The sequence below is a fragment of the Nonomuraea sp. NPDC048881 genome (assembly GCF_040649795.1).
Lineage (GTDB): Bacteria > Actinomycetota > Actinomycetes > Streptosporangiales > Streptosporangiaceae > Nonomuraea.
Map to the genome: position 1 here is coordinate 143,927 of NZ_JBEZGC010000004.1, position 12,351 is coordinate 156,277.

Annotated in this window: 11 protein-coding genes and 1 tRNA gene; 4 read left to right on the forward strand and 8 right to left on the reverse strand. The window is 72.4% G+C overall.

The genetic code is table 11. The features are described from left to right. Positions 1-37 precede the first annotated feature (37 nt). Entirely contained in the window at positions 38-655 is a 618-nt protein-coding gene (locus AB0C33_RS15710) for a transposase (RefSeq protein WP_358287879.1), read from the reverse strand. Between the two features lie 680 nt (positions 656-1,335). Here AB0C33_RS15710 and AB0C33_RS15715 point away from each other — a divergent pair. Next, on the forward strand, positions 1,336-2,901 hold the full coding sequence (locus tag AB0C33_RS15715) for a tyrosine-type recombinase/integrase (protein WP_358287882.1): 1,566 nt from the start codon (positions 1,336-1,338) through the stop codon (positions 2,899-2,901). A gap of 207 nt (positions 2,902-3,108) precedes the next feature. On the opposite strand, the gene AB0C33_RS15720 is transcribed toward AB0C33_RS15715, so the two are convergent. Continuing rightward, positions 3,109-3,182, reverse strand: a tRNA-Arg gene (locus AB0C33_RS15720). Positions 3,183-3,236: 54 nt separating this feature from the next. Continuing rightward, entirely contained in the window at positions 3,237-3,971 is a 735-nt protein-coding gene (locus AB0C33_RS15725; protein WP_358287884.1) for a ZIP family metal transporter, read from the reverse strand. Positions 3,972-4,242: 271 nt separating this feature from the next. Here AB0C33_RS15725 and AB0C33_RS15730 point away from each other — a divergent pair, with 271 nt between their 5' ends. Further along, positions 4,243-5,004 carry a phosphotransferase gene (locus AB0C33_RS15730; RefSeq protein ID WP_358287886.1) on the forward strand — a complete coding sequence of 254 codons (762 nt, stop codon included), beginning with the start codon at positions 4,243-4,245 and terminating at the stop codon, positions 5,002-5,004. After that, positions 4,988-5,923 (forward strand): cobalamin biosynthesis protein, encoded by a 936-nt coding sequence (locus AB0C33_RS15735; protein ID WP_358287889.1) that lies wholly within the window; start codon positions 4,988-4,990, stop codon positions 5,921-5,923. Before AB0C33_RS15730 ends, AB0C33_RS15735 begins: the two co-directional genes overlap by 17 nt. A gap of 24 nt (positions 5,924-5,947) precedes the next feature. On the opposite strand, the gene AB0C33_RS15740 is transcribed toward AB0C33_RS15735, so the two are convergent. The 4 genes from AB0C33_RS15740 to AB0C33_RS15755 form a co-directional block, all read right to left on the reverse strand. After that, positions 5,948-6,184: a hypothetical protein gene (locus tag AB0C33_RS15740; protein ID WP_357978197.1), complete on the reverse strand. Its 237-nt coding sequence runs from the start codon at positions 6,182-6,184 to the stop codon at positions 5,948-5,950. An 88-nt stretch (positions 6,185-6,272) separates the two neighbouring features. Further along, positions 6,273-7,073: an exodeoxyribonuclease III gene (locus tag AB0C33_RS15745; RefSeq protein WP_358287891.1), complete on the reverse strand. Its 801-nt coding sequence runs from the start codon at positions 7,071-7,073 to the stop codon at positions 6,273-6,275. A gap of 37 nt (positions 7,074-7,110) precedes the next feature. Next, positions 7,111-8,082, reverse strand: coding sequence for an inositol-3-phosphate synthase (locus tag AB0C33_RS15750; RefSeq protein ID WP_358287893.1), 972 nt, complete (start codon positions 8,080-8,082; stop codon positions 7,111-7,113). Between the two features lie 8 nt (positions 8,083-8,090). Then, positions 8,091-10,577 (reverse strand): AAA family ATPase, encoded by a 2,487-nt coding sequence (locus AB0C33_RS15755; protein WP_358287896.1) that lies wholly within the window; start codon positions 10,575-10,577, stop codon positions 8,091-8,093. Between the two features lie 77 nt (positions 10,578-10,654). On the opposite strand from AB0C33_RS15755, the gene AB0C33_RS15760 reads away from it, so the two are divergent. Then, entirely contained in the window at positions 10,655-11,755 is a 1,101-nt protein-coding gene (locus AB0C33_RS15760; RefSeq protein WP_358287898.1) for an MFS transporter, read from the forward strand. Here the strand turns inward: AB0C33_RS15760 and AB0C33_RS15765 are convergent. Continuing rightward, on the reverse strand, positions 11,724-12,347 hold the full coding sequence (locus tag AB0C33_RS15765; protein WP_358289060.1) for a hypothetical protein: 624 nt from the start codon (positions 12,345-12,347) through the stop codon (positions 11,724-11,726). The two genes, AB0C33_RS15760 and AB0C33_RS15765, sit on opposite strands and share 32 nt — an antisense overlap. Between the last annotated feature and the right edge of the window lie 4 nt (positions 12,348-12,351).

The following is a 12,351-nucleotide window of genomic DNA, read 5'->3' on the forward strand; positions in this document are numbered from 1 at the left end:
TGTATCTCGATCATGTGCGATTAAGGGGCGGTCAGGGTCAGGTAGCTTCGAAGGTGATCGCGAAGGCGCTCAGGGCGGCTTTCCAACGGGTGATCCAGCGATTGCGACCCCTGCCGGTCGGGGCCAGGCTCGTGATCGCCATGTAGACGCACTTCAGCGCGGCCTGCTCGTTCGGGAAGTGGCCGCTAGCCTTGACCGTCCTGCGGATGCGGGCGTTCACGGACTCGATGGCGTTGGTCAAGCAGATCACCAAGCGGATCTCGGTGTCGAAGTTGAGGGAGGGCACGAACTCGGCCCAAGCGTCCTCCCACAACTTCACGATCGCCGGATCCCCGCCGCCCCAGATCTCGGCGAACTCCATGAAGCGCTCGAGCGCGGCGGCCTCGGGCGCGCCAGTGTAGACCGGCTTGAGCGCTTTGGCGTTGGCGTTCCAGTGCTGGCGGGCGGCATGCGCGCAGCAGGTGAACGATGCATGCTTGCACGACGGCCTGTGGTAGGCCCCGACGCCATCACAGACCACCATCAGCGCATAGGGGCGACGCCGCTCCAGTAACCATGGCCGGACCTTTGCTTCGCCTGATGTCCGAATGCGGAGCCGATCACAGGTATTTGGAGAGGTGACAGGGATCAGGTTGCCCGGCTGATCGGGCCACACTCACATGAGACCACCTCACCACAGCACAACACAACCGCACCGCGTCATCCCGCCAGGCAACGCAGCCGTCCTTGCCCTCGCCGTTCAGCGCCCGGACGGCGCCCGACGGCTGCCCGATGAAACTCGTTACCACCGGGTGAGCGGCCATTCCGAGCCGGTCGCGGGTACACGTCCGCCTTGTCTCCGCATGCGGACGAGGGCGCGCTTGCACACCAGAGCAGGCCCTCCTCTGCGACGCCCGTGAGAGGCGATGTGCAGCCAGATGGACGCGCGGCAAGGCGGAGACCGGCAGCGTCCCGGGTCGGCAGTGCCCGTCGGATTCGGCTTGACCGTTGCCATCCAGGTGGGCGTCGATACGCCCTGTCCGACACGGTCCTGAACGCGGTGCGGCGATCCTCACGGGCGTGCTCGCGTGATCATGCCGACGGCACGTGCCGGACCGGATGGCCACGACATGCCCCGGACTACGCCACACGGCGGACCGGGTGTGCCGCGCCCCCATCCAGCTAGCTCCGACCGCGGTCGACAGGGCCGCACCGGGGTGAGCGCTCGAAGCCAGAACTACCTGGATTCGCCCTGCGGTCTGGTAGCAGCGCTGTGCGAGCGCCGCCCCTTGGTCCTGCTCACCACGATGTCGGCTCGATCGAACAGCCCTCAAGGAGAAGGAGACCGGACAGACGATGGCTGAGGGACGTACGTTCAAGCGCTGCTCGTGTCGCGATGATGATGGCAAGGCGCTCGGGCAGAGATGCCCCAAGCTGCGCCGTCCCGGTGGTGGGTGGAGCTACCGGCACGGCATCTGGAACTACCAGATCGAACTCCCGCCAACAGCGGACGGCAAGCGGCGCGGACCGCTGCGCCGCGGCGGGTTCGCCTCCCAAGACGCCGCCGAAGCTGAACTCGGCCAGGTGCGTGACCTGCTGACGCTGGCCGATCCGCGCGAGCCCGCCACCCGTACCCAGATCGCCGACCTGATCAAGCGGACACTGGCCGAGACCGACACGCTCCCGACGCTGGAGACGGTCCGTCGCAAGATCAAGACCGGGCAGCATCTGACCCAGGAGATCACTGTTGAGCAGTGGCTGACCGAGTTCCTGCACCGTAAGCGGCGGATCGAGGAGACCACCCGCCGCTCCTACGAAAGCCACATCCGCCTCTACCTCACCCCGTACCTGGGGCGGTTGCGGTTGGATCAGCTCAAGGTCAGCGACATCGCGTTGATGTTCGAGCAGATCGAGGAGTTCAACGACACCATCACCGAACGCCGCACCGACCCCGACCCGCAGATGCGTGAGAGCGTCAAGTTCCGGCGGCCGATCAGCATCGCCACCATGCACCGCATCCGTGCCACCCTCCGCCACGCGCTCAACATGGCGATGCGCCAGGACCGGCTGATCGACTTCAACCCCGCCGCCGTGCTGGAGATGCCCGCCCACGTCCGGCCCAAGCCACTGGTGTGGACCGAGGACCGGGTCCGCGCCTGGCAGGAGAACTTCTCCGCCTACCGGCGGGCGGAGAAGCAGCGCCGGGGCGGACGGCGCGTCGATCCCATCGACGCCTACACCAGCGTGCCCCGCCCCTCCCCCGTCATGGTCTGGACACCCGCCCAGACCCGCCTGTTCCTCGAAGAAGCCCGAGCCCACCGGCTATTCGCCCTGTATCAGCTGATCGCGCTGCGCGGGCTACGCCGCGGCGAGGCATGCGGGCTGCGGTGGAAGGAGGTCGATCTCAACGGCCACAGCCTGACGGTGAACTGGCAGCTGGTACAGCTGGCCTGGCAGGTCCACGAAGGCACACCGAAGACCGACGCCTCGGTACGCACCATCGCCCTGGACACCGACACCGTCCAAGTGCTGCGCGCCCACCGGCAGCAGCAACTGCAGGAACGCCTGGCCATGGGCGAGGCGTGGATCGACACCGGGTTCGTGTTCACCCAGCCCGACGGCAACCGCCTGCACCCCCAGCACGTCTCCGACCAGTTCCTGTGGCTGGCCTACCTGGCCGGCCTGCCACCCATCCGACTGCACGACCTGCGGCATGGTGCGGCCTCGCTGATGCTGGCGGCCGGGGTGGAGATGAAGGTGGTGCAGGAGACACTGGGACACACCTCCAGTGCGTTCACCGCCGACACCTACACCTCCGTCTACCCGCAGGTGGCCACCGCGGCGGCCGAGAAGACCGCGGCCCTGCTGTTCGGCAAGGAAGACCAAGCCGAGACCGGGAGAGTGGTCTCGTTGAGGAGCTGACAGTCGGATTAAGCATCCGGCCCCGCGTTCGCCGCCTGCTCGCGGCGAGGCGGGGCCGCTGCTCTTGCCGAGCCGGCCCGGGATGGCGGATGATCATGATGTGTGCAGGGTTGGTGCAACCGAGCACGCACGGAGCACGCAACCGCTAGACGAAAATTCTAGAACGCATCCGATCCCGCATAGCCGCAGGTCAGGCCGTGATCAAAGCGCGCCCTGCAGGATTCGAACCTGCGACCGTCGGATTAGAAGTCCGGTGCTCTATCCAGCTGAGCTAAGGGCGCTCCTGCCTTATTGTGCATGATCCGGCGACTTGTCACGCACACGTTCTGGTCGTGTCAGGCCGACAGGGCGATCACCAGCCACATGAACAAGGTTCCCGTGACCGTGGCGGCCAGGGTCCAGCCGGTGGCGCGTCTGGTTGTGTGGGCCTCCGGGAGGATGTCGGAGATGGCCAGGTAGAGGAGGAATCCGGCGAAAAGGCCCAGGTAGGCGGTCAGGACGTGGGCCGGGATGGCGATGAGGAAGGTCAGGGTGGCGCCGATCACGGGGGCGAGGGCGTCCAGGGCCAGGAGGGTGAGGGCGCGGCGGCGGGCGTTTCCGTACAGCGACGTGATTGTGTACGTGTTGAAGCCGTCGGTGAAGTCGTGGGCGATGACGCCGATGGCCACGGCGACGGCGAGCGAGGCGTCCGTCTGGTAGGAGGCCCCGATGGCGGCGCCGTCCAGGAGGCTGTGGACGACCAGGGCGGATCCCGCCGTGACGCCTACGCCGGCTCGGGCGTGGCGGTGGGCGGCGTAGTCGCCTTCGTGCGCGTCGTGCATGCCCATGGAGCGTTCGACGATGTGGATGCCGAGGAACGCCAGGGCGAACATGAGCATCGGGAGCGGGACGCCGAGCACGTCGACGGCGTCCCGGGTGAGGGCTTCGGGGAGGAGGTCGAAGGCCACCACGCCGAGCATCACGCCCGCGGCGGCGCCGAGCACGAGGTGGCGGTTGTTCTTGACGCGGTCGGCGACCAGCCCGCCCAGCAGCGTCATGAGGAAGGCCGCCAAGGAGAGCAGGATGGGCACGGTTCCTCAGGCTAGGGGGTGGCTGGAGGGCGGGAGCGGTACGACACTCGGCCGCGGAATTGGAGAGACCCGGCGACCTCGAGGACAGGCTCACGACACAGCCCAGGTTCACGAAAGGGCACAGGTTCGGGACAGGCTCGCAGGAGGAAGAGGAGCAGAACGGGGAGGGAGGGGGCGGGGTAAAGGGCAGGCGGCCGTGGGGCAAATGGGGCTAAGCTGTTGTGGCATGGTCGCGACGCTCCTGCATGAGATTCCCCTGCAGGGCGGGGACGTGACAGACGGGGTGGTGCGCGTCGGTGACACGGTGCGCAGGCCGGTCGGTCCGGCCACGCCCGCCGTGCACGCCCTGCTCAGACACCTTGAGGCAGCCGGGTTCGGGGGTGCGCCGCGGGTCCTGGGAACGGACGGCTTAGGGCGCGAGATCCTCACGTACGTCCCTGGGCGGAGCGGGTTGTGCCGGGCCGGTTCGACGGACGCGTTTCTGGTCGACCTGGCGCGACTGGTCAGGGAGTTCCACGACGCGACCGCCGGGTTCCCGCTCGACGCCGGCGGATGGGAAGGCGGGTCGAACGACGACCGCGCGCCGGAGGTCATCGGACATTGCGACCTGACACCGGACAACGTGATCTTCCGCCACGACACCGCCACCGCCACCGCCGCGGCCACCCCCGTCGCGCTGATCGACTTCGACCTCGCCCGGCCCACCACCCGGCTGTTCGACATCGTCACCACCCTCCGCCACTGGGCCCCGATCGCCGACCCGGTCGACCGCCACCCCCTCCAGCGCGACGCCGACGTCGGGGCCAGGATCCGCCTGTTCTGCGACGCCTACGGCCTCGCGCCCCGCGAACGCCGGCGGCTGCTGGAACTGTCCAGGCTCCGCTTCCACCGCTCCTACGACGTCATGCGCACCCGCGCCCGGGCCGGCGGGAACTGGGCCAAGATGTGGACGGGCGGCGCCGGGGAACGCATCCGCCGGGCGGCAGCGTGGCTGGATGTGCACGAAGATGAGCTTCATGCCCATTTGGTATGACCCGCTAGGTCTCGCGCTCGGTGTCGCACTCGACCGGGTTCTCGGTGATCCGCGCAGCTCGGCCCACCCCGTCGCCCTGTTCGGACGGGCGGCGGCGAAGCTGGAGGAGTCGTCGTACGGCGACACGAGGTGGCGCGGGGTGGTCCATGTCGGGATCTGCGTCGGGGGCGCGGCTGCCCTGGGCGTGCTGGCCCAGAGGAGCGGCGACCGGGCCGTCCGCACGGCGGTGACGGCGTTCGCCACGTGGGCCGTGCTCGGCGGCACGACACTCACCCGCGAAGGCGTGCACATGGCCGAGGCCCTGGAGCAGGACGATCTCCGGCGGGCCCGGGCCAGGCTGCCCCACCTGTGCGGCCGCGACCCCGCGAGGCTGGAGGCGCCGGAGCTGGCCAGGGCGACGGTGGAGTCGCTGGCGGAGAACACCTCCGACGCCGTGGTCGCCCCCCTGTTCTGGGGCGCGGTGGCGGGCGTGCCGGGGCTGCTGGCCTACCGGGCGGTCAACACGCTGGACGCCATGATCGGCCACCACTCCCCCCGCTACGAACGGTTCGGCTGGGCCGCGGCCCGGCTCGACGACGTGGCGAACTACGTACCGGCACGCGTGACGGGACTGCTGACGGCGGCGCTGGCCGACGACCCCGTCCGGGCGCTGCGGATGCTGCGACGGGACGGCCACCGCCACCCCAGCCCGAACGCGGGCAGGTGCGAGGCCGCCTTCGCCGGCGCGCTCGGCGTCACCCTCGGCGGCACGAACGTGTACGGCGGCAGGACGGAGCACCGCCCCACGATGGGCGACGGCCCCAAGCCGGACGTCAAGGACATCCGGCGCGCCGCCCGGCTCACCCGCGCGGTCGGACTGGCGGCGGCGGGGCTGGCCGTGCTCACCGCATGGGGCCTGCGCCGCCGCCATTCCGGATAATCGCGGTAATCAGCTAAATGGCGGTTAACTCATTATCCGATTGAGATTGATCGCCAGCCAGATGACGAATGCGGCGACGGCGGTGACGGCGACCAGACCCTTCACCGCGTGGTGCGCGGTCTCCCGCCGCACCGTCACCTGCCGCTGCGTCTGCTTCCAGACCTGCCTGAGCATGATCATGTTCTGGAAGCGGCGTCCGAGCGCGAACAGGGCCAGCCCGATGAGGACGAACAGGATGACACGACCATCGGCAGGTTCCACGACACGGCCCCCTTTTTCGGTCTTGAAGAAGAAGCGTGCCCCCGCACATTTGGTTACTCACGATACTCGTCTGGCAGCTGTTTGTTGATTAATTTATCGGGTCGAGATCCACCACGATGGGAGCGTGATCCGAGGGGCCTTTCCCCTTGCGCGCCTCGCGGTCGACGTACGCCCCCCGCACCCGTTCCGCGACGTCGGCGCTGGCGTAGACCAGGTCGATCCGCATGCCCTTGTTCTGGTGGAACATCCCGGCCCGGTAGTCCCAGTACGTGTACGGGTGCGGCCCCTTCATCGGCGTCGGCACCACGTCGCGCAGGCCGAGGTCGAGCAGCTCGGCGAGCGCGCGGCGTTCGGCGGGGGTGACGTGCGTGGAGCCGGCGAACAGCGCGGGATCCCAGACGTCGGCGTCGGTCGGCGCCACGTTGTAGTCCCCGCAGGCCACCAGCGGCGAGCCGGCCTCCTCGGCCAGCGCGTCCCGCAGCGCGGCGAACCACTCCAGCTTGTAGGCGTAGTGCGGCGAGTCGACCGCGCGGCCGTTCGGCGCGTACAGGGACCAGACCCGCAGGCCGCCGCAGGTCGCGCCGAGCGCGCGGGCCTCGGGACGGGCGGCGCCCACCCCGTCGAGCTCGGCGAAGCCCGGTTCGCCGGGGAAGCTCGGCGTCACCTCCTCCAGCCCCACCCTCGACAACACGGCGACGCCGTTCCACCGGCCGTCGCCGTGGGCGGCGGCGGCGTAGCCGAGCTCGCCCACCTCCGCCACGGGGAACGACTCGGCGGGACACTTCGTCTCCTGCAGGCAGACGATGTCGGGCTCGGTCGCGGCCAGCCAGTCGAGCAGGCGCGGCAGCCGTGCCTTGACCGAGTTCACGTTCCAGGTCGCCAGGCGCATCCTCCTAGCCTGCCACGGCCGGTCCCGTCGTCCGTGGTCAGACCGCCTTCATGAGGGCGGCCGAGACGTCCCGCAGGAAGCCGCCCGCGCCCGCGTCGAGCGCGGCCTTGGCCTGGCGCACGGCGTCGAGGACGTTTCCCGCCGCGCTCGGCGAGTCCTCCACCACCATGCGCAGCTCGACCTCCAGCGGGGAGCCGCCGAACCCCTCGCCCTCCAGCCGGATGAAGGCGATCTTGCGGTCGTCGAGGAAGGGCAGGTATTGGGCGCCGACGTGGGTGGAGGTGCCGGCGCCGGACGCCTTGGTGGCCCGCTTGCCGGCCATCCTGGCCGGGTCCTGGAGGTTGACGAAGTCCATGTTGCCCCCGGCCAGGAGCTGGTGGCCGTCGCGCAGCCGCACCCCGCTCGCGGTGAGGGCGTCGACCAGCGCCCGGTGCACGAGCGTGGCGCCGAAGGAGCTCTTCAGGTCGTCGCCGAGCAGCGGCAGCCCGGCCGCGGCGAAGCGGTCGCGCCAGCGTTCGGAGCGGGCGAGCACGGCGGGCATGCAGTTGACGAACGCGCAGCCGGCCTCGATCGCGGCCTCGGCGTACCGCTCGGCGGCGCGCTGGGCGCCGGTGGGCAGGAAGTTCACCACGACCTGGGAGCCGGTCTCGCGCAGGTGCGCGGCCACGTCGGCGACGGTCGCGGCGCCGCTCGGCTCGACCAGCTCGGCCGAGCCCTCGCCCACGCCGTCGGCCAGGATGCCCTCGCGCACCGGCACGTCCAGGCAGGGCACGTCGGCGAAGCGGCGGGAGTTGTTCGGCCGCGCCCAGATCGCCTGCGACAGGTCCAGGCCGAGCTTGGCCCGGCCGACGTCGAAGGCGGCGGTGAACCGCACGTCGGAGACGGCGTATCCGGCGCACACGGGGTTGAGCAGGCCGGGCGCCTGGCCGTCGCGGTAGTACTCGACGCCCTGCACGAGGGACGACACGCAGTTGCCCACGCCGATGAGGGCGACGTTCACGGTGGTCATGCCGGAGTTCATATCAGGCCGGTCCGGCGGGCGAGGGCGGCGGCCTCCACGCGGGAGGCGGCGCCGAGCTTGGCCATGATGTTCGACACGTGCACGCCGGAGGTCCTGGCCGAGATGAACAGCCGCTCGGCGATCTGCCGGTTGCTCAGGCCCTCGGCGACCAGGCCGAGCACCTCCAGCTCGCGGGCCGACAGCCCCGGCGTCGCCGACAGCGTCACCCGGGCGGTGGCCGCCGCCGCCTCCGCCTGCCGCCGCAGCGGCTCCGCGCCGAGCGCGGCGGCGATGGCCAGGGCCTCGCGCAGCGGCTCGCGGGCCCGCGCCGGGTCCCGCTCGGCCGCGCCGACCAGCGCCCGCCCCAGCCCGTACGGCTGCCCCACCGACCGCCAGGCGGCCACCGCGTCCGCCCACGAGCCGCCGAGCTCGGCCTCGAACGTGGCCCGGTACGCCTCCTGCAGCCGTCCGACGGTGGGCAGGCCCGGGGGCGCGGCGCGCACCCGTCCGATGCGGGCCGCGAGGGCCAGCAGCGGCCAGGCGTAGCGGCGGCTGCGGCTCAGGTCGTGCTCCGCCAGCACGTGGTCGACCAGCCGGCGCGCCCGGTCCAGGTCTCCCCCGGCCTCGGCCAGGCGGCATTCGAGCAGGTCGGGCTCCAGGCAGGAGTCGTAGCCGCGGGAACGCCCGCGCATGAGCGGCCTGGCCTGCGCGAGCAGCGCGCCGGCCGCCGACAGCGAGCCCTCCTGCACCGCGACCGTGCCGAGGACGAGCAGGATCCAGGCGCGGTAGATCGGCGGCGGGTCGAGCGCGAGCGCGGGGGCGGCGACCTCGCGGGCCTCCGCCCAGCGGCCCAGCGAGGCGAGCGGCTCGGCCAGGTTGGCGGCCAGGTGGGCGCCGCGCGAGCGGGCCAGGCCCAGCCGGGCGGCCTCGGCGATGCCGCGCCGCGCGACCGCCTCGGCCCTGGCGTGCTCGCCGGCGGCCTCCAGCGCGTCGGCCTCGCCGGCGTAGGAGACGAGCAGCGTGTCGTCGTCGGGCGCGCTGATCCGGGCGCGGGCGTACAGGGCGGAGGCGGTGGCGAGGTCGTCGTCGAGCGCGGCGAGCGCGGCCAGGGTGACCAGGGACCTGGCGTCGCCCAGCGCGTACGCCTCCTCGGCGCGGGCGCGGGCCTCGTCGTCCTGGCCGTGCCAGGCCAGCGTGCAGGCCAGGGCGCCGAGCAGCCTGGACTCTCGGGGGGCCAGCCGGACGGCCTCGCGCAGGTCGTCCAGGCCCTCCTCGCCGTGCAGGTCGCGGATGGCGACGCGCAGCTCCAGCAGGTGGGCCGCGCGCAGCGGGTCGGCGACCTCGGCGAGCGCCCGGCCGGCCAGGTCGTCGGCGCGGTGGGCGTCGCCGGCGCGCAGGGCGTCCCTGGCGGCGTCCTCCAGCACCTGGGCGTGGTCCTGGCCGTCCGCGTGCGCCCACAGCTCCAGCACCAGGTCCCATCTGCGGGCCCGCCAGGCGGCCTCGAAGGCGCGCGGCCCGTCGCCGGCCGCGTGCCAGTGGTCGGCGGCCAGCTCGGGCTGGGCGGGGGCGCAGCGGGCGTGCAGGCGGCGGCGTTCGCCGGGCAGCAGGTCGTCGTAGACGGCCTCGCGGATGAGCGCGTGCCGGAAGACGTAGGCGTCGCCGTCCACGAGCAGCAGCCGGGCCCGGACGACCGGCCGCAGCGCCTCGTCGAGCGCGAGGTCGTCGAGCCCGGCGATCTTGCGCAGCACCTCGTGGGGCGTCCTGCGCCCGGCCACGGCGGCGATCCGCAGCACGTCGAGACCGGGCCCCGGCAGCTTCTCGGCCCCGGCGAGCAGCAGCTCGCGCAGCGAGGCCGGAGTCGTGTCGCCCGCCTCGGCCAGCGCCTCGGCGAACAGCGGGTTGCCCTCGCTGCGCGCCACGATCGCGTCGACGTCGTCGCGGCCGAGCAGGCGGGCCACCTCGGCGCGGCCGAGCGGCGGCACCCTGACCACCTCGGCGCCGGGCAGCCGCAGCGGCTCGCGCGAGGTCGCGACGACCATCGCGCCCGGCCGCGTCAGGTTGCGCAGCAGGTACGCCAGCAGGTCGCGGGCGGCCTGGTCGGCCCAGTGCAGATCCTCCAGCACGATCACCAGCGGACGGCGCTCGGCGGCCCGCTCGACCAGCAGCAGCACCTCCTCGAACAGCCGGGCCCGGCCCAGGTCGGGCGTGTCGTCCAGCTCCCCCAGCTCGGGCAGCAGGCAGGCCAGCCCCTTGCGACCGCCGCCCGGCACGAGCCCGGCGCCGTACTCCCTGACCAGGCGGCGCAGCACGGGCACGAACGGCCCGTACGCCGGCCCGCCCGGATCGGCCCCGCCCTCGGCCACCAGCGCGTCCACGTCACCGGCGAACCGCGCGACCAGCCTGGACTTGCCGATCCCCGCCTCGCCCACGACCAGCACCGCACTCGGGGTACGGGCCCACGCGGCGGCCAGCCGGCCCAGTTCGGCCTCACGTCCCACGAACACACCCCTCATTATGAAGAGGCGGCTACGCATCATGCCCGATCCCGCCCGTAACGGGATTTGTCATCGTCGAAGGCGTGATGACGCGTTCGTTAAGCCTGATGATGGCCGCCTCGGTGACCGGGATGCTCGGTTTCTTCCTGCTGTTCTCCACCGTCCCCCTGTACGCGGCGACCGGCGGTTCCGGCGCGTCCGGCGCGGGCCTGGCCACCGGCGCGATGATGCTGTCCACGGTGCTCGCCGAGCTGGCCGTCCCCTGGCTGCTGTCGCGGCACGGCTACCGGGCGGCGATGGCGCTCGGCCTGGTCCTGCTCGGCCTGCCCGCCCTGCTGCTGCCGCTGTCGGCGGAGCTGCCCGTGGTGCTGGCCGTGTCCCTGCTGCGCGGCGCGGGCCTGGGCGTGCTCGTGGTCGCCGGCACCGCGCTCACCGCCGACCTGGTGCCCGCCGAGCGCCGCGGCGAAGGGCTCGGCCTGTACGGCCTGGCCGTCGGCGTGCCCTCGGTCGCCGGCCTGCCGCTGGGCCTGTGGGCGGCCGACGTGCTCGGGTTCGCGCCCGTCCTCGTGGTCGCCGGGCTGCTGCCCCTGGCCGGGCTCGTGGCGGTGACCGGCCTGCCCGCTGGCCGGCCCGTCACGACCGGCGCGGGCGGGCGGACGGGCGGGCTGGCCGCGCCGATGCTGGTCTTCGCCTCGGTCACGCTCTCCGTCGGCGTGCTGGTGACGTTCCTGCCGCTGGCGGGCTCGCCGGGACTGGCCTCGGCGGCCCTGCTCGCCCAGTCGCTCGCCACGCCGGCGGCCCGCTGGTGGGCGGGCCGGTTCGGCGACCGCCACGGACCGGCCAGGCTGCTCGTGCCGGGCCTGCTCGCCGCCGCCGCGGGCACCGCGCTGCAGGCGTGGACGGCCGCTCCCGTTGTGGTCGTGGCCGGGATGGCGCTGTTCGGGGCGGGGTTCGGGGTGCTGCAGAACGCGACGCTGACGGTGATGCTCCAGCGCGGCGAGCCGGCCCGCGTCAGCGCCCTGTGGAACCTGGCCTACGACGCCGGGATGGGCGTGGGCGCGACCGGGTTCGGGCTGGTGCTCGGGCACACCGGCTACCGGCTGGGGTTCGTGCTGGTGGCCGCGCTCGTCGTGGCGACGATCCCGCTGGCCGGGGTCAGGCCCGCGTACGCGGCACTCCCACGGTGATCTCGCGGCCGAGGCGGCGGCCGGCCAGCAGCTCCAGGTCGTCGCCGCTCCAGAACCTGCCCGGGTCGTACCAGTTGGGACGCCGGCCGCCGGGCAGCAGGCCCATCTCCTCGTAGGTGACGGCCACGACCTCCGCGCAGTACGCGCTCTCCAGCGTGGCCTCCTTCCTGGCCCGCCGCGGCACCCGGCCCCTGGCCCAGCGGGCGGCCAGCCGGGCGGTGGACGGGAACGGGGTGCCGTCGAGCCGGGCGACCACGCGCAGGGCGGCGTCCTCCATCTCGGGGGTGGCCTGCGGTTCGAGCTGGCGCAGCCAGGGACGCTGGCCGTAACGGTCGGCCCAGACGGTGACCGCGTCGCGCAGGTCGTGCAGCTGGACGCCGCGCTGGTGGGTGCCCGCCCACAGGTCGAGCAGCGACTTGCCCAGCTCGGCGTGCCACATCATGGGCGGCAGGTCCTCGATCACGATCGCCATGCCCACATGGTTGACCGGGCTGTTGGTCATCGTCTGGATGGCCCGGTCGGGCACGGACCTGCCGCGGAAGATCCACAGATCGCCGGTCCTGGTCACCTTGACGGCCTCGTCGAGAGTCAGCACA